The sequence below is a fragment of the Planococcus chinensis genome (assembly GCF_042681545.1).
In the GTDB taxonomy this organism is placed as follows: domain Bacteria; phylum Bacillota; class Bacilli; order Bacillales_A; family Planococcaceae; genus Planococcus; species Planococcus chinensis.
This window is the reverse complement of record NZ_JBHUFW010000005.1, coordinates 434,480-452,826: the sequence shown is the minus strand read 5'-3', so window position 1 is coordinate 452,826 and position 18,347 is coordinate 434,480. Positions and strand designations below refer to the sequence as shown.

The 18,347-nt window shown below is 47.3% G+C and carries 21 protein-coding genes; 16 read left to right on the top strand and 5 right to left on the bottom strand.

The features are described from left to right. Positions 1 to 5: 5 nt before the first annotated feature. The 9 genes from ACFSDB_RS09780 (at position 6) to ACFSDB_RS09740 (ending at position 8,541) form a co-directional block, all read left to right on the top strand. Positions 6 to 1,211 carry an acyl-CoA dehydrogenase family protein gene (locus ACFSDB_RS09780; RefSeq protein WP_204892114.1) on the top strand — a complete coding sequence of 402 codons (1,206 nt, stop codon included), beginning with the start codon at positions 6 to 8 and terminating at the stop codon, positions 1,209 to 1,211. A gap of 257 nt (positions 1,212 to 1,468) precedes the next feature. After that, positions 1,469 to 2,443: a tRNA dihydrouridine synthase gene (locus tag ACFSDB_RS09775; RefSeq protein WP_204892113.1), complete on the top strand. Its 975-nt coding sequence runs from the start codon at positions 1,469 to 1,471 to the stop codon at positions 2,441 to 2,443. Between the two features lie 226 nt (positions 2,444 to 2,669). Beyond that, positions 2,670 to 3,515 carry a DegV family protein gene (locus ACFSDB_RS09770; RefSeq protein WP_204892112.1) on the top strand — a complete coding sequence of 282 codons (846 nt, stop codon included), beginning with the start codon at positions 2,670 to 2,672 and terminating at the stop codon, positions 3,513 to 3,515. A 205-nt stretch (positions 3,516 to 3,720) separates the two neighbouring features. Beyond that, the gene (locus ACFSDB_RS09765; protein ID WP_204892111.1) at positions 3,721 to 4,659 is read left to right on the top strand and encodes a sensor domain-containing diguanylate cyclase; all 939 of its coding nucleotides are present in this window, start codon (positions 3,721 to 3,723) and stop codon (positions 4,657 to 4,659) included. Positions 4,660 to 4,799: 140 nt separating this feature from the next. Next, entirely contained in the window at positions 4,800 to 5,660 is an 861-nt protein-coding gene (locus tag ACFSDB_RS09760) for a glycerophosphodiester phosphodiesterase (protein ID WP_204892110.1), read from the top strand. A gap of 278 nt (positions 5,661 to 5,938) precedes the next feature. Then, entirely contained in the window at positions 5,939 to 6,100 is a 162-nt protein-coding gene (locus ACFSDB_RS09755; protein ID WP_204892109.1) for a hypothetical protein, read from the top strand. A 163-nt stretch (positions 6,101 to 6,263) separates the two neighbouring features. Beyond that, the gene (locus ACFSDB_RS09750; RefSeq protein ID WP_204892108.1) at positions 6,264 to 6,473 is read left to right on the top strand and encodes a hypothetical protein; all 210 of its coding nucleotides are present in this window, start codon (positions 6,264 to 6,266) and stop codon (positions 6,471 to 6,473) included. Positions 6,474 to 6,712: 239 nt separating this feature from the next. Continuing rightward, entirely contained in the window at positions 6,713 to 7,702 is a 990-nt protein-coding gene (locus tag ACFSDB_RS09745) for an ATP-binding cassette domain-containing protein (RefSeq protein WP_204892107.1), read from the top strand. Further along, positions 7,699 to 8,541, top strand: coding sequence for an ABC transporter permease (locus ACFSDB_RS09740; protein WP_204892106.1), 843 nt, complete (start codon positions 7,699 to 7,701; stop codon positions 8,539 to 8,541). Before ACFSDB_RS09745 ends, ACFSDB_RS09740 begins: the two co-directional genes overlap by 4 nt. 85 nt (positions 8,542 to 8,626) lie before the next feature. Here the strand turns inward: ACFSDB_RS09740 and ACFSDB_RS09735 are convergent, their stop codons facing one another. Genes ACFSDB_RS09735 through ACFSDB_RS09725 form a run of 3 tightly spaced genes read right to left on the bottom strand, consistent with a single transcriptional unit; the run spans position 8,627 to position 11,002 of the window. Continuing rightward, positions 8,627 to 10,324: a cbb3-type cytochrome c oxidase subunit I gene (locus ACFSDB_RS09735; RefSeq protein ID WP_204892105.1), complete on the bottom strand. Its 1,698-nt coding sequence runs from the start codon at positions 10,322 to 10,324 to the stop codon at positions 8,627 to 8,629. Positions 10,325 to 10,342: 18 nt separating this feature from the next. After that, a complete protein-coding gene (locus ACFSDB_RS09730) occupies positions 10,343 to 10,810 on the bottom strand; it encodes a cytochrome c oxidase subunit II (protein WP_204892104.1) in 468 nt (155 codons plus the stop codon). Between the two features lie 36 nt (positions 10,811 to 10,846). Beyond that, a complete protein-coding gene (locus ACFSDB_RS09725) occupies positions 10,847 to 11,002 on the bottom strand; it encodes a cytochrome c oxidase subunit 2A (RefSeq protein WP_204892103.1) in 156 nt (51 codons plus the stop codon). 599 nt (positions 11,003 to 11,601) lie between these two features. Here ACFSDB_RS09725 and ACFSDB_RS09720 point away from each other — a divergent pair. Beyond that, entirely contained in the window at positions 11,602 to 12,120 is a 519-nt protein-coding gene (locus ACFSDB_RS09720; RefSeq protein WP_204892102.1) for a YehS family protein, read from the top strand. A gap of 455 nt (positions 12,121 to 12,575) precedes the next feature. Here ACFSDB_RS09720 and ACFSDB_RS09715 read toward each other — a convergent pair whose 3' ends face one another. Continuing rightward, positions 12,576 to 13,475: a helix-turn-helix domain-containing protein gene (locus ACFSDB_RS09715; protein ID WP_204892101.1), complete on the bottom strand. Its 900-nt coding sequence runs from the start codon at positions 13,473 to 13,475 to the stop codon at positions 12,576 to 12,578. A 319-nt stretch (positions 13,476 to 13,794) separates the two neighbouring features. Between ACFSDB_RS09715 and ACFSDB_RS09710 the strand changes: the two genes are divergently transcribed. From ACFSDB_RS09710 to ACFSDB_RS09685, 6 genes are all read left to right on the top strand, one after another. Continuing rightward, positions 13,795 to 14,217, top strand: a complete 423-nt coding sequence (locus ACFSDB_RS09710) for a DUF2712 domain-containing protein (protein ID WP_204892100.1) — start codon at positions 13,795 to 13,797, stop codon at positions 14,215 to 14,217. Between the two features lie 133 nt (positions 14,218 to 14,350). Continuing rightward, positions 14,351 to 15,061 (top strand): DUF2705 family protein, encoded by a 711-nt coding sequence (locus tag ACFSDB_RS09705; protein WP_204892099.1) that lies wholly within the window; start codon positions 14,351 to 14,353, stop codon positions 15,059 to 15,061. Continuing rightward, positions 15,048 to 15,785, top strand: coding sequence for a WxPxxD family membrane protein (locus ACFSDB_RS09700; protein WP_204892098.1), 738 nt, complete (start codon positions 15,048 to 15,050; stop codon positions 15,783 to 15,785). Before ACFSDB_RS09705 ends, ACFSDB_RS09700 begins: the two co-directional genes overlap by 14 nt. Then, entirely contained in the window at positions 15,782 to 16,486 is a 705-nt protein-coding gene (locus tag ACFSDB_RS09695) for a DUF2705 family protein (RefSeq protein WP_204892097.1), read from the top strand. Before ACFSDB_RS09700 ends, ACFSDB_RS09695 begins: the two co-directional genes overlap by 4 nt. Positions 16,487 to 16,505: 19 nt before the next feature. After that, positions 16,506 to 17,132 (top strand): ABC transporter ATP-binding protein, encoded by a 627-nt coding sequence (locus ACFSDB_RS09690; protein ID WP_204892096.1) that lies wholly within the window; start codon positions 16,506 to 16,508, stop codon positions 17,130 to 17,132. Next, the gene (locus ACFSDB_RS09685) at positions 17,129 to 17,731 is read left to right on the top strand and encodes a hypothetical protein (protein WP_204892095.1); all 603 of its coding nucleotides are present in this window, start codon (positions 17,129 to 17,131) and stop codon (positions 17,729 to 17,731) included. Before ACFSDB_RS09690 ends, ACFSDB_RS09685 begins: the two co-directional genes overlap by 4 nt. Positions 17,732 to 17,813: 82 nt before the next feature. On the opposite strand, the gene ACFSDB_RS09680 is transcribed toward ACFSDB_RS09685, so the two are convergent. Next, positions 17,814 to 18,314 carry an SRPBCC family protein gene (locus tag ACFSDB_RS09680; protein ID WP_204892094.1) on the bottom strand — a complete coding sequence of 167 codons (501 nt, stop codon included), beginning with the start codon at positions 18,312 to 18,314 and terminating at the stop codon, positions 17,814 to 17,816. Positions 18,315 to 18,347: the final 33 nt, after the last annotated feature.

Here is an 18,347-nt window from a genome sequence, read left to right as displayed (position 1 = left end):
TGGACATGGATCTCATAGCAGCTAAGACCTTTGAAGAACGTCTACATATATTAACAAATACGGTCGCCTCTTTTTCAGAAAGAGCAGTTCAAAATGATCTTGAAGGAAGATTTCCGTTTGAGAATATTGAAGATTTAAAGGATATTAATTATCCTGCATTGACGATTCCCACTAAATATGGAGGACAAGGGATTTCCTTATATGAATTACTACGTTATCAAGAAGTTATTAGTAAGGCAGATGGATCAACTGGGTTGTCGATCGGCTGGCATATGGGGATCATCAAAGATTTGGGAGAAACAAATAGATGGAAAGATTCCGTACAAAAAACTTTGTTTGACGATGTAAAAGAAAATGGAGCATTAATCAATAATGCCGCTACAGAAAAACAAACAGGAAGCCCGACAAGAGGAGGGAAACCTTCCACGACCTCTAAAAAGGATGGGCGGTATTGGGTTATTAATGGCAGGAAGACATTTACGACAATGGCTCCAGTTCTAGATTATTTTAACGTAACAGCGGTGATTGAAGAGACAGGAGAAATTGGATGTTTTCTCATTCCGAAATCAAAAACGGGAGTAGAAATAGAAGAAACTTGGGATAGTGTAGCGATGAAAAGTACCGGGAGTCATGATTTGATATTAAATGACGTTAAGGTTTCGGAAGACTCTTTAGTCGAAATTCTTGAACCTGGACAAAAACGGGCAGCTGGATGGTTACTTCATATTCCAGCATGCTACCTCGGAATTGCACAAGCAGCACAGGATTATGCAATCAGTTTTGCAAAAGAATACTCGCCAAATAGCATCACCGGTTCAATCATAGAATTGCCGACTGTTAAGCAAAAGATTGGCCAGATTGAATTGGAATTAGTAAGAGCAAGGCATTTTCTATATTCTGTAGCTAAGAAGTGGGATGAGTCAAATGGAGAAGAAAAATCAAAAATGACGCCGGAATTGGGAGCAGTAAAAGTAGCTGTCACCAATTCAGCAGTCATTATTGTTGATTTAGCAATGAGGATAGCGGGTGCTCATAGTCTTTCAGAAAAGACCCCTCTGCAAAGATATTATCGGGATGTGAGAGCGGGCCTTCACAACCCGCCTATGGAAGATATGATTATTCCGTTGCTTGCTGAATTTGCGATTGAAAATCAGGCTTTTAAAAAAACTTTAAGTGAACACAAGTCATTAAACAGTAATTCGCATGTATAACATTTATTCTTACTTCTCCTAAGAGTTCCGAAACTTAAAAGCGCCAACTCCTTTACCGGGAGTTGGCGCTTTCTGTGTGAAGAAAATCACGTCACTTTCCACAATCGCGCGACTCATGTAAACTATACAAGGTTAAAGAAAAACGAAATGATTCAGCCGATAAAATTGGTAGGGTTTATTTTCAATATAGATGCACGATGGATTTTTGGATGCAGGGCGTGCCTTGCATCCTGCAGTGAAAGGATTGAAATTTGGATATGAAAGAGAATTTTTGGCGTGAGTTGCCGCGGCCGTTTTTTATCCTGGCGCCGATGGAGGAAGTCACGAATGTGGTATTCCGCAAAGTAGTAGCGGAAGCGGCTCGGCCGGATGTGTTTTTTACGGAGTTTACGAATACGGAAAGCTATTGCAACCCGGATGGGGTTTTCAGTGAAGAAGGGCGCTTGACGTTCGAAGAAGATGAACAGCCGGTCGTCGCGCACATCTGGGGGAACATTCCGGAGCAATTCCGGGAAATGAGCATCGGGATGGCGAAGCGGGGCTTCAAAGGCATCGACATCAATATGGGCTGTCCGGTAGGGAACGTGGCTGCGAAGGGCAAAGGCAGCGGCATGATCCGTTATCCAGATAATGCGGCGGAAGTTATCCAAGCCGCCAAAGCGGGCGGCTTGCCGGTCAGTGTGAAGACGCGTCTTGGATATACGGACGTCGAAGAGTGGCGGGGCTGGCTGACCCATGTCTTGGAACAGGACATCGCCAATCTGTCGATCCATTTGCGCACGAAAAAAGAAATGAGCGCGGTGCCGGCGCATTGGGAGCTGATTCCGGAGATCAAGGCTTTGCGGGATAGAGTGGCGCCTGATACCTTGCTGACGATCAACGGGGATATTCCGGATTATCAGACCGGTGTGGAACTGGCCGAAAAACACGGCATCGACGGCGTTATGATCGGGCGGGGGATTTTCCAGAATCCGTTCGCTTTCGAAAAAGAGCCGCGCGGTCACAGCGCTGGGGAAATGCTGGACCTGTTAAAGCTGCACTTGGATCTGCATGACAAATACTCCAACGAAGAAGAGCCGCTGCCGTTCCGTCCGCTGCGCCGCTTCTTCAAGATTTATGTGAGCGGGATTCCGGATGCCGATGATTTAAGAAGCCGATTGCTGAAGACGGATTCGACCGATGAAGTGCGGGCATTGCTTCAGGCGTTCGAGCAACGGATTGCCGTTCGCTGAATAAAACCGGCTCTATCAGGAAAGCCTCACACCAATAAATGGTGCGGGGCTTTTTTGTGTGCAAAAAATGCCCCTGAAAGCAGAATAAGTTCAAATTATGTCAACGCTTACAAAAGTTTCAGCTTATATGACAGTTATCACTAGCCGCGCCTTGTTCCGTCAGGTAAATTATCCGTAGCAGAAAGCTGCTTCCGATACGGAATTGCATTCAAAGGAGAATTTATAGATGAAGAAAATAGCTTGGATTACGGACACGGCAGCGCAGCTGGATGAAGCATTCATCGAAAAGCATGATATATATGTACTTCCACTTAGCGTCATTTTCGGGGATGGCGAATACAAGGAATCGATTGATTTGACACAAGAGGAATTTTACGATAAATTGCGCATGGCGAAAGTATCGCCTAAAACGTCACAGCCTGCCATCGGCGACATGCTTTCCTTATATGAAAAGCTGCAGTCGGAAGGATACGATTTTGCGGTTGCTTTGCATTTGTCGAGCGGGCTATCGGGGACATTCGCGACGGCGCAGTCGGCTGCAGAGATGGCGGACTTCAAGGTGTATCCGATCGATTCGCTGATCGGATCGTTTCCGATGGTGAAGATGATCGAGACCGGATCCAAGCTGTTTTCTGAAGGCAAGGAGGCAGAGGAAGTCGTTGCCACGCTTAAGGGGATGGCGGCGAAATCGCACCTGTCCTTTATTCCCTCAAGCCTGAACCAATTGCATAAAAGCGGGCGTGTGTCCGGGACGCAGGCGTTTTTGAGCAATGTCCTGAACATCAAATTGGTCATCACATTTGAAGACGGCAAAACGGTCATGAAAGAGAAGGTCCGCTCGAACAAGCGAGCAAAAAACTCCGTCATGGATGCACTCCGCGCGGATATGGCGGCGGGCAGCGTGCCGGAAGTTGCGGTCAATCACTGCAATAATGCCGCGGATGCGAAAATCTGGAAGAACGAGCTCTTGCAGGAGTTTCCGGATCTGAAAGTCCAAGTGGTGCAGCTCAGTGTGTGCGTAGGCGTGCATGCGGGTGAAGGGACGACCGGACTTAGCTGGGTGGCTTATTGAAGGGCCGATTTGATCAATAAAACATGGAAAACAGAACCCCGGATGGAGGCGCTCTTTGCGTGCAGCTATCCGGGGTTTCCGCTGTTTAAAGAGGAAACCCAATAGCCTGCTATGTTAAACTTTAGTCAATAAAGAAAATATTGGATTGCTAAGAAGGGATATGCTCTAATTGGCAAACTAGAGATGACGACAATCGAGGTGCTTTATGGGAATGACATTTCAGGAACTGCAAATGTATGCGAATTTTGAGGAGCTGTCAAAGGATGTATTGGACCTGGCAAAAGAGATTCTGCCAGACCAATTGCTTTATTTGAGCTCGATCGATGGGACTCAGCAGATCATTCTTAAGATTACGAGTGACGAAACAACGATTCCGGTGAGTGAAGGCATGATGCTGAATCTAAATCAATCGCTGTGCCAGTTTGTCGACTTTGAAAAAAATCATCCGGCAATTTTCGAAGATGTGCGGGAAGAGGATAGATTGGCCGATATGAGAAACGTGCTCGACAAAGCCAATATCCGCTCTTATCTGGGCATTCCTATTTCTCTGGGGAACGGTGAAACGTTCGGGACCTTGTGTGCCATCCACGATGAAAAGAGTCAATTTGATAAGAAAAGCATCGATCTGCTGCAGCGGATTGTCCGGATGTTTTCCTATTATCTGAACCTTGAACGATTTGCCTATAGGGATTCGTTGACGGATTTGTACAACAGACGTTATCTTTCCCGGCTATTTGAAGAGCAGAGGGAAGGGGAAGGCGTGATTTTCTTCCTCGATCTGGACGGGTTCAAAAAGGTGAACGATATCCATGGGCATGATGCAGGAGATTTGGTACTGAAGGAAGTCGCGTTAAAGCTGCAAAAGTTCGCGGCGGAGCATAAAGATGCCTTGGCGGTCAGGTTGGGCGGCGACGAATTCGTCGTGCATTTCTCAAGCCACGCCTCAAGCGAAGACATGCATAAACGGGCGGAGCAATTGCTCGGCAGCTTGAGCACGTGGGATACTGGCTATGAGCTTTCCACCAGCATTGGAATCGTCACGTACGAAGACAACAGTGCAGATTTAAAGGCGCTTCTTAAAAATGCGGACGAAGCGCTGTATCGGGCCAAGCAAGCCGGAAAGAATACTTACAAGTTTTATTAGCTGCAAAGATCTGTTTGAATTCTTAAAAAGACTATTTCCAAGGAGTAAATATTTCCCTTTTTTATTTCTTAACATTCTATTCATACCCACTCAACATCCCCTGCCTACAATAAGGGGGATACTACATAAGGAGTGATTGGATGAAACGGATGGTTACGATTTTAGCGGTCAGTTTGGCGGCGGCGTCTTTCAGCGGACCTGTACTTGCTGCTGAACACGGAGAAGTGAGCAACATGATTTCGAAGCAGGATCAGCAAAAAATGGTGAACGTGGCACATCGCGGGGCTTCGGGGCATGCGCCTGAAAACACGATGGGAGCCTTCCACAAAGGGGTTGAAATGAAGGCGGATTATATCGAAATTGATGTGCAAATGACAAAAGACGGTGAGCTTGTCGTGATCCATGACACTACGGTCGACCGTACTACAGATGGAACGGGCAAAGTGAAGAGCTTAACATTTGAGGAAATCCGGCAGTTGGATGCCGGCAGCTGGTTCAGTGAAGCTTATGCGGGCGAGCAGGTTCCGACTTTTGATGAAGTATTGGATGCGTTTCGCGGGAAAGTCGGCATTCTAATCGAGTTGAAGGCACCGGAACTTTATCCGGGGATCGAAAAGAAAGTTGCGGACGCTTTGGTTGAACGAAATATGGATAGATCAAATAACGGAAAAATCATCCTGCAATCCTTTAACCATGAATCCATGAAGAAATCCAAAGAGCTGTTGCCGAATCTTCCGCATGGTATTCTGGCAGGAGCGGGATGGGCGAATGTAACGGAAGAACAACTGGCTCAATTCGCTGCGTACGCCGATTATTTCAATCCCTCTATGCACATTGTGACGGAGGAATTGGTCAGCGATGTCCACGAAGCGGGGATGAAGATTTATCCGTACACTTCAAGAAGCCAAGAGCAAGCTTTGCGTCTATTCGATTTGAATGTAGATGGAATCATTACCGATTACACGGAGCATGTATACTACCATCCAGTAAAAAATAATTGATCAATACCAGAAAGCATCGGTGTGAAAAACCGATGCTTTTTTAATTCAATTACTGCCGCAGAAAGGCATGGCGTAAACCTTTTGTGAACCGCCGAACGATGCGAAGGGAACGACACGATACGCAAATACATTAAAATGGTCGGCCTTGATCCGAAAGTGATAGAATAGAGGTAAATAAATGTTAACAGACTATTCTATCTACTTTACTAGGTAATTCAGAAGTATTGGTAACATTCAGAGTTGGTCGCCATCATCTCATTTTAAAGGGGTGTTCACTCATGGTTTTGGTTATTATTCTTGCATTGATCGGGATTATCGGCATCATTTACGGGATGGCGAAGAACAACAGGAGAATCGTGATGGCCTCCATTGTCGGAATGATCGTGCTGACCATCCTGCTCCTGGTCTACATGTACCTTTACGCTCAGAATCCATATTGAATGCCGTCGCGCTGGCTATCCTTTTTGGTGCAGCTGTTTCCGCGAAGTTATTTTTAAAGATCCAGACGCTTCCGTGCTATAATAGGGAACTTAGGATGATCACGGCTTTTGCCCATAGCGGATTTGCCTGGCGCCTACCAATAAACCACAGAGGTGTAAACAAATGAACAAACGATGGACGATCGATAAAATCAGGGAATTTACAGAGAAAAACTCCGACAGCAAATTGCTGTCTACGGAGTATCACGGATTTTCACAGAAGTTGCTCTTCAAATGTTCTTGCGGCAATAATTTCGAGAAGACGTTCACGAAATTCAACAAGAACAACCAGCGCAAATGCGACGTGTGCCAGCCGCCAAAAGAGTCGCGCTGAGCTAAATAAAGTAGACGATGCACCGATTTCCCCGAAAGGGAAGTTGGTGTTTTTTTATGCAACAAATTAAAAAACTGAATAATTAGATAATATTGTTTTACATTTCCGAGTTTGGGGTGTAGAATATAATGAGAACAAATGTTCCTTTAATACACCTTCAAATACTTAAAGTGAAAATGATTATACATATCCCTTTGTTCAAACGGCATCCGGATTTCCACTAGGGAAGGGTGAATACTATGCAATCAGCAAGACAACTGCCACAGGATTGGGCGATCGAAGCAAAAGGCTTGGTGAAAGTTTACGGCAAACAGCGTGCGGTGGACGGTGTAGACTTAACGGTGCAAAAAGGGACGGTGTATGGCTTTTTGGGGCCGAACGGAGCAGGGAAGACAACGACTATCCGCATGCTGGCGACGCTGGTGAAGCCGGATGAAGGAGCTGCGCGGATTTTCGGGCATGATTTGGAGAAAGAAGGCGATGCAATCCGCAGCCGGATCAGTTTGACCGGCCAATACGCCTCTATTGATGAAGATTTGACCGGCATGGAAAACCTGGTCATGATGGCCCGGCTCATGGGGTATGGGCGCAAGGAAGCGAAGGTGCGGGCAAAAGACCTGCTGGAGGCTTTCGGGCTCGTGGATGCAGCGAAGCGGCAAGTGAAAAGGTATTCGGGCGGCATGCGGCGGCGGATCGATATTGCAGCGAGCATCGTGGTGACACCGGATTTATTGTTTCTGGATGAACCGACAGCCGGACTGGATCCCAGAAGCCGAAACCAGGTATGGGATATTATCCGGGCGCTTACCGGCGCTGGAACGACGGTGTTGCTGACGACCCAATACCTGGATGAAGCGGATCAACTGGCAGACCGTATTGCAGTCATCGACCAAGGCAAGATTATTGCGGAAGGGACCAGCAGCGAGCTGAAGGCGTCGGTCGGAACAGGTACGCTGAACGTCCAGCTGGTGAATGCGAAGGACCGCTCGCGGGCAGTGGAACTGCTGGAACAGAAACTGGCTGTCCCGGTCCACTTCACGTCTGATTCCGCATCGTTGACTGCCCAGATGAACGATTCCTTGGCAGTTGCGGATGCCTTGGGCGAGCTGGCGCAGGAAAGAATTGCCGTCAGTGACTTTTCATTCGGCCGGCCGAGCCTTGACGAGGTATTCCTGACCTTGACAGGCCATGCGGCGACCGATGGAACAAACGAGGAGGGAGCATCATGATCGACTTTATCGAACAGAGAGAACGGGAAGCGACTGACCGCCGGCTCGGGGATTCCATCGCTTCAAGCAAGCGGCCGAAACCGCCGAGCGCGTTTTCCTCGACCATGACATTTGCGGGGCGGGCGCTGCTCCGCATCAAGCATGTGCCGGAGCAGATGTTTGATGTGACTGTATTTCCGGTCATTTTCCTGTTGATGTTCACGTATTTATTCGGAGGTGCGATTGCAGGATCAACGGAAGAATACCTGCAATTCCTGCTGCCTGGGATACTTGTCATGACGGTAGCCCAGATCACCATGTACACGGGCATCGATTTGAACAATGACATCCGAAAAGGCATCTTTGACCGGTTCCGGACGCTTCCCATCTGGCTGCCGTCCGCGCTGATCGGATCGCTGCTGGTCGATGTGGTGCGCTATTCGTTGGCGTCTGCCATCATGATCGGTCTCGGCTTCCTGCTCGGGTTCCGTCCAGAAGGCGGGATGATCGGGGTGCTGGGAGCGGTCGGGCTGATCCTGGTATTTTCGTTCAGCCTGTCCTGGGTCTGGACCGTCTTCGGTTTGATCGTGCGTTCCGAGAAATCGCTGATGATGATCAGCTTCCTGGTCTTGATGCCGCTGACATTCGTCAGCAACGTCTTTGTCGATCCGCAGACACTGCCGTCTTGGCTGCAGGGGTTTGTCGAACTCAATCCGATTTCGGTCCTGGCGACCGGCGTCCGCGGTGCGATGCACGGAACGGTGACTGTACAGCAGGTAGTCTGGGTATTCATCGTCTCGCTGATTCTGACCGCGGTGTTTGCGCCGCTCACCATTTATTTGTACCGCCATAAAAAGTGAAAGCCTGTACAGAATATGAAAAAAGCACAAAACGCGCAGTTGCGCGCTTTTGTGCTTTTTTAGATGAAGGTTCTATGGTTTGCGCCTAGGGCATCAAGAATGGAGGCGACCCCGGGTTGTGTCCGGTCGCAAAGTCCCATAGCGGGATACCGTACGCGATGGCGATGGAAACCAGCGATAGCGTCACCCAGATCGACCAGCGGTCCATGAACAAAGGCGAGCGGTCTTTTTCGTTGTAGTCTTCGCCGATCGGAAAATCGGTCTTTCCTTTCGGTGCCATAAAGGCGAGCTGTACCCAGATGTAGATCAGCAGGAGGATGCCGACAAACAGGATAACGCCGCCCATGGCCATCAAAGTTTCATACATAGCCCAGCCGGAAGCTTCGCTATGGCCGTTGTAAGAAGTGTTGGCAGTACGGCGGGGGCTTCCCAAAAGCCCGTTGGCGTGCATCGCGCCTGACATGAGCAGCATGCCGAGCGCCCATATGATCGTCTGTGAAATAGCCAGCTTATTGAGCGTCTTGGTCATCGTCCGGCCAGTCAGAAACGGGATCAGCCAATAGGAGACACCGAAAAATGTCAGCATGACGGTCGTGCCGACCGTCAAATGCAGGTGGCCCGTCACCCAGATGGAATTATGGACCACCTGGTTGACCTGGTTGCTCGCGTTTATGATCCCGCCAAGCCCCGCGGGGATGAATGCGAACATCGCTACGATCAAGGCGAAGAAGCGGGCGTCTCCCCAAGGCAGGGTTTTCCACCATCCCAGGAGACTCGTAACGCCTTTTGCCCGGCCGGTCCGTTCCATCGTCGCGAGCATCGCGAACGCGGTCATCAGGGAAGGGAAGATGATCATGAATGTCTGGATAACGTGCAGGAATTTCAGCTCAACCGACAAGCCGGGATCCAGGATCTGGTGGTGGAAGCCGCCGGGAACGTTGGCAACCACCAGGATCACCACTGCGACCCGGGCAAGGGAATCGCTGAAGATTTTCCCGCCGATGATTTTCGGCATCGAGACGTACCAAGCAGAAATCGATGTCAGCATCCAGATGTTGACGAGGGTATGGCCGAACGCCCAGAACATCGTCCGCCCGATCATCGGGTCGATCGTCGGCACCCAGCCGAATGCCCATGGGATGACCATGCCGACCACAAAGACCGCGATGAACAGGGAAGCGAGCACCCATAGCACAAATACGGCATTGGCAAAAAATGCGAAGAGCGGTGTGAGTTCGCCCGGATTCCGCTTGCGCCAGCTTTGATAGGTAATGAACATGCCGACGCAGTTTAGGAGGATGCCCACGACAAGAAGCGCCAGTCCGATATAAAACCACGGATGGGCCTGCATGGGTGTATAGAACGTATAGAGGACGTTGGCATCGCCGGATAGAATGAAAAATGCAGCGATCACGGTGCCAACTGACATCAGGGCGAAACCTGTCCAGCCGAACGCGATCGTTTTAGGGGCCAGGCCGCCGAGCACCCGGGAGGTCCCGGCGTACAGGTAGCCGATGCTGAAAAACGAACTCAAGACCAGAACGAGCAGAACGCCGTGGGCCGTCAACAAAGCGTAATAGCTGATCCAGGAAGGGAGTTCCAGAAAGCCGCTTCGGACAAACCCCTGCAGCAATCCGGCGATCCCGCCGAACAATAACGCGATGAAAGCGATGAGCAGATTCGCCAGCGACAAGCGGAAATCGCGTTTCGGAATGCCGGCAACGAGATCGGCATCTGCTGCTCTTCGTTCATCAAAGGCTGATGCATCAGTAATGTGCGTCATGTTTTCCCCTACTTTCTGTTATTTGACTGTAATCGTACTTGCCATGTACTCATGCCCCAGTCCGCAATATTCGTTGCACAAGATCAAGTATTCGCCAGGTTCATCGAACGTATGGCTGGCTTTGGAGATATGGCCGGGCACGACCATCACGTTGACGTTGGTATCGCTGATTTTAAAGCCATGCGTGACGTCGGGTGAAGCAAGGGTGAAATGGACCGTGGCGCCGGCCGGGATTTCCAGATCGCCCGGCTGGAAAGCGAACATCTCCGCAATGATAGCAATTTCATATTCGTTATCGCCGATTTCCTTCAATTCCGGATCTGCAAAGATCTCCGATTCCCGGACACTTTGCGGATCAATCGTCTCCGCATGGCTTGGCGGTCCCATTTCAAGGAAGAACGTCTGGATGGCCAGGATGGTCAGAAAGATAAGAAGGATAAGAGAGCCGATGATCAACCAGATTTTCTCGTAGCGGTGGATATGCATAAAACGGATTCCCCTTTCTGCTAACGGTTTGCCGGACTAGTTGCGCGACAAGAACAATAGGAATACACCTGACCATGCCAGCAGCATAAAAGCCGCTAAAATGAGAACGGAGACAAAAGTGCCGGCCAAAGAAGTTTCCGGCAAACCGGCAGGATTCTTTTCGCCTTTTGGATCAGAAGAAGCGTTGTTCATCTGCAATTCCTCCCTTCACCGTATTTGGGTCTAAAGGATGGAAGATCCTCCCTTTCCTCAACCTAACTATATCAAATATTCTGACAATTACTATCCTTTGTATAAGTTATTGAATAAATAGTCTCGTTCTGAGTAATTCACCTTCTTCTCCTAATTGAATTATATGCAAAGATGAAAGGCGCAACCTTGATGCACGTCAAGTACACGGGTCCATCCAGGAGCTATAGTAAAGATGAAGATAAAACGGAGCCGGAAAACCGGCATACTCATTAGGAGGAGATCAGCATGTTATTCGTCATGGCATTGGTGCTTATCGTTACTGCGGTTCTGACATTAATCATTTCAACTGAAGTGAGCGAAACGAACGAATGAGGCAAATCCAAATTTATTCCGAGGGGGTTAGCCGATAAAAGAACCTCTGGCACCGCGCCTTCTAACAAGGGCCGCTGCTAGGGGTTCTTTGCAGGGGTGGACCGGTGGCTTCCGAAGAAGCGGCTTCTGCGGCCCGCGCTTGGCTAAAGCGGCATTTGTGCTATCATAAGAGTGGATTAAACGTAGTAAGCGAACGCCGTTTCGGAAGGAATAGAGGAGGATGACCGATGGACAATAACGATCTGCTGATCCGTTTGAGGTATGCGCTGGATATCAAAAACAGCGACGTTGCCGAAATCTTCAAATTGGGGGGCATCAGCCTGTCAAAAGAAGAAGTGCAGAAGGTGCTGACAAAGACGCCGGATGATTACGAAGAGGAAGATGCCGGCATCTATGACGAGCCGGAGACAGAGGATTATATCCCTGTCGACAATACGATGTTCGAGTCGTTCCTGAACGGCCTGATCATTTTCAAAAGAGGGAAGCAGGAGCCGAAGCCGGGGCAGCCGGAAAAGCCGCAATTTACGAACGAACCCTCGAAAAACCTGTTGTTAAAAAAAGTGAAAATTGCGCTGCAATTGACGAGCGAGGACATGATCGACATTCTGGCGCTCGCCGGCGTCACCGTGACCAAAGGCGAGATGAGTGCCATGCTGCGGAAGCAAGGCCACAAAAACTACAGCGTCTGCGGCGACCGCTATGCACGCAACTTCTTGAAAGGCCTGGCAATCAAGTACCGGAAATGAAACTGGGCAAATAGCCGATTCAAATTTCAATAGGTTCGGCCAAAAATATAAAAACGCAAATCTTGTATTTTCAAGATTTGCATTGAGCTTGTAGACAAAAGAATAATTGTCCCTCTTTAAGAATGAAATTACCTTTGAGAGAAGCTATCCCGGATCCTTCACTTCAGGCGGACGCATTCCGCGGGCTCGCGCCGAACTAACTCGGACTCGCGTCCGAGTGGATTTCGGCACTTCGCTTTCCCGCAGGAGACGCCGCCTTCCGTTGCGGATCCTAAAGCCAGCAGCTTGGAACTAGCTACACAAAGCAGGATAGGCGTCTTATCCCTTTTTATATATACAGGTGACGCTCCCGATCGGGCTTGTACATCTCTATTCATCATAATTCGACTTTGTCTACAGTCTGAACGCAAATCTTGTATTTTCAAGATTTGCGTTTTTATCTATTTATGGCTGGTTTATTGTTTTGTTTCAATAACAGGAACAGTTGAAAATAAGTTGGAAAGGTAATCGGCTTCGCTCTGCAATTGTCTCTTCAGATTTTCGTCTTCCAAAGTGTCCGCAATTCGATAGGCTTGTTGGATATAATCTTTTTCGCTGAAGATGTCCAATTGCTTTTCGAGACAGCCTTTCCGAATATAGCACAGGGCAATCTGAACATACGATTTCTGTTTTTTAAAATCCTGTATTATTTCTTCATTAATTTTATAGGCATTCTCCAAATAACCTTCCCGCATGAGCAGATGAACCAAATTGTACTTGAACGGCAGGATCAGCGGTTTGTATTGGATGTGTTTTTCATACTTATTTCCTTGTTCGATGGCGAATTTTGCAATCGTAATGGCCGTTTCAATCGGGAAAAGAAAAAGGATGTTGTTGACCAACCGTATTTCTGAAAAATACCACGTATTCAAATTTTGCAGACGCTGCCAAACTTTTTCTGCATAAAACTTCGCCTGCTGGAAGTTATTATCCCGTTTGATGCTCAGCAATGCATGGAGTACATTCAGGATATCCTCAATCTGATGGTCATCATGATTCTTCAAGTAAGCTGTAGCTTTAGAAACAAGCTCTTGGATGACAAATTCATCGATGAATTTCAGATTATTGAAATCCATAATAATGCTGTTGCGTGGCGAATAACTATAGGAATGGTGAATGAAACTGAATTCATCAAAGTTCATCTCGATGTTTTCAAGGAGCTTCTCGAACTTGTTGAACGTGATTTCAATTTTGCCCAGTTCGAATTTCGAATAGCTTGTTTGGTGCATGATCTCGGCATGGACTTTGGACTGGTTGAAGTTTTTGGATGAACGTACGGCTTTGAATGTCTCTCCGTAATTTTCCTTATCAGGCATAGGGACCTCCACGTTAGCTATGAATTAAGCTTATAAGCTTATAATAATCGGAAAGTCCTTGTCTTGTATATAATTTTTAAGAACATTTATTACAAATTATGGATAGGTGGTGGGATAAAATGTTTAGAATGATGATTGATTGGATGATCGGGTGCTGTTAATAAAATGAACAACGAAGATATAAGATCCCTATATTGAAGGGAAACAATGCACTCATATTTAGTCCTTTTAAAAAAGAATTCTGCTTTAATGAAGGCAATTCCTAACGGATAAATGTTCTTAGTAATTGAAAAACAAAACTCATAAAGAGGTGTATTAAATGAGAAAAAACAAAACAACAGTAAAATTGGTTTCAGCGGCAGTATTGAGTCTTTCGTTGTTGGCGACAGCTGGATCCACATTTGCAAGCAACGATAACCATGGTTTCAGCTTTACCATTAAACCGGAACATGCCAACAACTACTCCGGTGAAAGATATCGCCAAACTACAAATACGAATAACAAGTGGAAAGTAAATCTGCAGACTTCAGGTGAAGGTAAAGGAACAATCACCACTTTTTGGCTGGACAAGTCAGGTACACGGGTTTCTAACATAGTTGATGCAGTTCAAGGAAATGGAGCTTATTACCGTGAAGCTTTTTCTTCTGCCAGCCAGTCCTATGTACGTCTTGGAGCTGAAAATAACAACTTTAGCACCAGCGGTTATACAGCTACTGGCGTATGGGATGAAGAAGTAAACTGATTCTGGAAAGAAGCTAGGCGAATCGATTAGGGTTTGCCTATTTTCTATTTTAAAAGGTGGTGGGGCGTTTATGTTTAAGAGTCACTTAATGCGTGTGAGTAAAAATAAGCTTTCAATCAGTATACTTCTTATTATGGTTTTAATACCGGCATGGGATGCTTTGCTGATCTATACCGAATTCAAACGTGTGGGCGGGGATATTCTTCATCCGGCGCATGCTTTTTTCCTTTCAGGATCGAGCATCGGCCATATTCCCCAATATATTCTGCTATGGTTCCTGCCGCTGTTTCTCTTGCTGCTCGGTACAGAAGATTCGTTGCAGGATTTTGAAACAGGCTATGCCAACATTCTCATGGGGAAAGTCGGAAAGAAATACTATTACATAGAAAAAATGCTTTTTTCCTTTTTTATAGGATTTTTCGCAATGGCCTTATCGCTGTTCTTCAATTTTCTTTTGGTATCGATTTTGTTCCGGAACGGAACCTATACAAAAGGATTGTCGGATGTTTCGTTCAATGACGGTTTTACGGATTTCGTCATGCAGAATCCATATGCTGGGCTGGCTATCTTCAGTTTAATCGCATCCCTGCTTGCAGGCTTTGCTGGATTGATCGGGGCCAGTTCAAGTTTGTTTTTCAAAGACAGAAAGTATGCCTATGCTTCGGCATTCTTTTTATGGTTCATTTTCATTCTTCAGGATAACTCCAGCATGTATGTCTTCCAACCGTTTTCCGAGTACGGCTTGAAGGAGATTGTCCCCGTGTTTCTCGTGCTCTCCATCTCCTATGTCTTCTTGAGCGGCTTGGTTTATTTCTTTGAGGTGAAAAAAAATGAGGCAGCTTAGCAAACTACATACACTCTTTCTGCTGCTTTTCTTTGCGCTGGTCTGGTACGCTCAAAACCAACCTTATATAGCAGCTTATAGAGCACGGGAACCGGTGTCAGAGGATAAGTTCATTGAACTTTTGTATTACATGAACAGCAGTGCATCCGGCTACAGTTCCATCCAGAACTATTGTTTAGTTTATTTGATTCCGTTTCTTCTTCTGTTGCAGCAGCTTTTTAAAAATGAAAAGTCCCACGAGGTGATCCGGCATCGCGGACGTGAAAAATTATTCTTGTTGAGGTTCAGAGAAATCGCTTTTGCAGCGATGTTCATCGGAGTGGTGCACAGCCTAGTCAACGTGGGGGCGAGTTTTCTGGCGTTCGAAACTTCGTTGGTTCTTTCTTCAGATCTCTTAATGTATTCCTTGATGAACGGACTAAGTTTAAGCCTTTTTTATAGTGTGGTCGGCCTGATTTACAGCATCCAGCGTGATTGGTTTTTGTCCGAAGGGGCACCTTTGGTAGGCACGCTGCTCCTTATCGGAGGATTGTTCTTTTTCACCAAGCTGCTTATGCCTAATGCATGGACGCCATTAAAAGACCTTATCCTCCTTACCCGCTTTTTTGAGCAGGTGATCACCTGGCATGGAGTGGCTTGGATTTATGCAAAACAAACGATTTTAGCCATCATTTTATTTTTATTCGCGTCATCTGTCGCTGGGAGAAAGGATTACATCAAATGAATAGGAAAGCAGATTTATTCATGGTTTTCTTGATGGCTCTGCAAGCCTTCTTTTATCAGCAGAGCGGTCTCTCGGCAAGCGCCTTTCCGTTTTTGGATGGCGTTCCTATCGGCGTCTCCCACTCAAAGGAGCTTCGGTATTTAATGATCTGGTATTTCCCGATATTTTTCATTTCGGTATTCTTTTCCGGTTTCTTGAGAGAAGCGCTGGTTGTGCGCGGCATACCGGCAATCACCAGAAACTTCAGCAAAGCCAAGTGGGCACTGATGGAGTTGGGAAGGATGGTTCTACATGTTGCGTTGCTTGTAGCTTTGCAGTGTTTGATCTTTGCAGCCGGCACTGAGGCCGGCACAGAGCTTTCGTGGCGTATAGCCTATTCGGCGGTGATGTATTTCTTGCTTTTAACCGGTTTGACAGCTTTTCAGTCTCTGCTGGACTTGTACTGGCCTCCCAAAGTGGTCCTGCTTGCGGTCAATGGATTTGTGGTGGCCAGTATCCTGTCCGCAGAATGGATGGCGGGGGCAGTTGGCGGTTTTATCCCGTTGCCTACTGCAGCGATGGGAATGGCCAATGGGCTGAGCGCTTCGGCTTTGAGCCAGCCCTTGGCGGATCCTTTGTGGACAGGGATTTTGCTGCTTGGGCTGGTCGGGGCGACTGTCATTTGGATTGTTAAACGAATTGGGAAAATGGACATTATTTAAACGGAAATGAGGGAGAACAATGATCAGCATAGTCAATTTGGAGAAAAACATAAAAAAGGAAACAGTTCTTAAAAATATAAACTATCGCTTTGAAGCAGGGAAAATCTACGGATTGTTCGGAAAGAATGGTTCTGGAAAAACGATGCTCCTGAGAGCGATCTCCGGTTTGATTGTCCCGACAAAAGGCAAAGTTCGGATCGGGGATAAAACCCTGCATGAGGAGCTTTCATTTCCGCCAAGCTGCGGCCTGATTATTGAAAACATGTCGCTTCTGCCGCAGTATACCGGTGCGGAGAACTTGGCGATCTTAGGGGAAATAAAAAAGGCAGCGACACAACAGGACATTGAACATGCACTGGCGCGTGTAGGGTTGGATCCGGATTCGAAGCTGAAAGTGAAAAAATATTCACTGGGAATGAAGCAGCGGCTAAACATTGCCCAGGCGATCTTCGAAAAGCCGGAAATCCTTTTATTGGATGAGCCAACGAATGCCATTGACGATTCAGGAGTGGAGTTGGTCTGGCAGATCCTGCGGGAAGAAAGGGAACGGGGAGCCACGGTGATCGTAGCATCTCATCAAAAAGAAGAGTTGCTTCCGCTCTGCGACGTTGCCTTGACGATGAGCAACGGAGAAATAAAAGAATGAATTTGAAAAAGAGGGTATTTCTGATCTTATTGGCTGTGACAATTCTGTTGGCGGCGGCGCCGATAATAGAGAAAAGATTCTTGAAAGAAGAAATGGCGGAGGAAGCTGTACTTCAACAAGGGGAATACAAAGTAGGGGAGGATGTGCCTGAAGGAAACTACGATGTGAAGTTTTCTGGAAGTCCCATTTTTCAAGGGAAGGAGTTTCAGCAGCAAGATGAAGTGAAAGCGATGCCTTTTTTGGTAGGTGAATTGTTGTATGTGGAAGGCGAAGGAGAAGTCCTCTTAGTGCCTGCCCGTTTTGAAAAACTGCAGCTCATGGAAGGGCAAAGGTATTCAATCGCTCATTCGGGCTTTTATCAAGTCGGGGAACAACTCGGTGCTGGCTCCTACAATTTGCGGTTTCTTGGCGATAAAGAACAAGATGGCGCAGCATTTGCACAAATTATCGATGCTGAAAAAACAGTGCTCGAAACCTATTCTTTCCAAGATAAAGCCGACCATCTGGTAGAGCTTGAAGAAGGCACTTTTCTGCAGATTGAAAAGAATCCGCTAGAAGAAAATAGCGGACTCGAAATCATTTTAGAGAAGAACGGATAAAAAAGCTGCGCTACTCTTTTGAGGAGGCTGGCTTTCCCAAAAAACAGCCTTCCCCGAATCGCAGGAAGGCTGTTTTGCTGTTTTACATGCCATTCAGGTACTGTTCCAGACGGTCGAAGGTTTCGGTCATGCCTTCGACTGCACCCATATCCATCACTTTCTTCATCTCTTCTTCATTGGCGAACAAAGTGCGGCTGACCAGGCGGGTGCCGTTCCCTTCCTCGATAAAGTCCACTGTGATTCTCATGTCGGCGTAGCCTTCGACATCGTTGCCGTTTTCGTCGGAAAAGTTGTCGAGGTAGACGAGCCGTTCAGGCGCGGTGACTTCCTGGTAAACCGATTTCCCCCAGGCTTCTTCCCCTTCAGGCGAGCGCATGCAATAATGCCAGATGCCGCCCGGCCGGACATCCATCTGATAATTCGTGGTCATCCAGCCATTCGGGCCCCACCAATTTTTGATGTGATCAGGTTCAGTATAGGCAGCAAATACAAGTTCCCGTGGCGCCATGAAAAATCGTTCCATGACCAGTTCCAATCCTTCGGAACGGGTAACGGTTTCGTTTGATCCTTTGTTGACGGACATTGCAATTCCTCCTTATGGTTTGCTTGATTCCAG

Coding starts and splice junctions, on each gene's coding strand:
- ACFSDB_RS09775 (WP_204892113.1), top strand. CDS start 1,469: ATGAAAGAGAATTTTTGGCGTGAGTTGCCGCGGCCGTTTTTTATCCTG.
- ACFSDB_RS09770 (WP_204892112.1), top strand. CDS start 2,670: ATGAAGAAAATAGCTTGGATTACGGACACGGCAGCGCAGCTGGATGAA.
- ACFSDB_RS09680 (WP_204892094.1), bottom strand. CDS start 18,314: ATGTCCGTCAACAAAGGATCAAACGAAACCGTTACCCGTTCCGAAGGA.
- ACFSDB_RS09735 (WP_204892105.1), bottom strand. CDS start 10,324: ATGACGCACATTACTGATGCATCAGCCTTTGATGAACGAAGAGCAGCA.
- ACFSDB_RS09730 (WP_204892104.1), bottom strand. CDS start 10,810: ATGCATATCCACCGCTACGAGAAAATCTGGTTGATCATCGGCTCTCTT.
- ACFSDB_RS09705 (WP_204892099.1), top strand. CDS start 14,351: ATGGTTTTAATACCGGCATGGGATGCTTTGCTGATCTATACCGAATTC.
- ACFSDB_RS09725 (WP_204892103.1), bottom strand. CDS start 11,002: ATGAACAACGCTTCTTCTGATCCAAAAGGCGAAAAGAATCCTGCCGGT.
- ACFSDB_RS09755 (WP_204892109.1), top strand. CDS start 5,939: ATGGTTTTGGTTATTATTCTTGCATTGATCGGGATTATCGGCATCATT.
- ACFSDB_RS09720 (WP_204892102.1), top strand. CDS start 11,602: ATGGACAATAACGATCTGCTGATCCGTTTGAGGTATGCGCTGGATATC.
- ACFSDB_RS09760 (WP_204892110.1), top strand. CDS start 4,800: ATGAAACGGATGGTTACGATTTTAGCGGTCAGTTTGGCGGCGGCGTCT.
- ACFSDB_RS09690 (WP_204892096.1), top strand. CDS start 16,506: ATGATCAGCATAGTCAATTTGGAGAAAAACATAAAAAAGGAAACAGTT.
- ACFSDB_RS09740 (WP_204892106.1), top strand. CDS start 7,699: ATGATCGACTTTATCGAACAGAGAGAACGGGAAGCGACTGACCGCCGG.
- ACFSDB_RS09750 (WP_204892108.1), top strand. CDS start 6,264: ATGAACAAACGATGGACGATCGATAAAATCAGGGAATTTACAGAGAAA.
- ACFSDB_RS09700 (WP_204892098.1), top strand. CDS start 15,048: ATGAGGCAGCTTAGCAAACTACATACACTCTTTCTGCTGCTTTTCTTT.
- ACFSDB_RS09710 (WP_204892100.1), top strand. CDS start 13,795: ATGAGAAAAAACAAAACAACAGTAAAATTGGTTTCAGCGGCAGTATTG.
- ACFSDB_RS09745 (WP_204892107.1), top strand. CDS start 6,713: ATGCAATCAGCAAGACAACTGCCACAGGATTGGGCGATCGAAGCAAAA.
- ACFSDB_RS09715 (WP_204892101.1), bottom strand. CDS start 13,475: ATGCCTGATAAGGAAAATTACGGAGAGACATTCAAAGCCGTACGTTCA.
- ACFSDB_RS09780 (WP_204892114.1), top strand. CDS start 6: ATGGATCTCATAGCAGCTAAGACCTTTGAAGAACGTCTACATATATTA.
- ACFSDB_RS09685 (WP_204892095.1), top strand. CDS start 17,129: ATGAATTTGAAAAAGAGGGTATTTCTGATCTTATTGGCTGTGACAATT.
- ACFSDB_RS09695 (WP_204892097.1), top strand. CDS start 15,782: ATGAATAGGAAAGCAGATTTATTCATGGTTTTCTTGATGGCTCTGCAA.
- ACFSDB_RS09765 (WP_204892111.1), top strand. CDS start 3,721: ATGGGAATGACATTTCAGGAACTGCAAATGTATGCGAATTTTGAGGAG.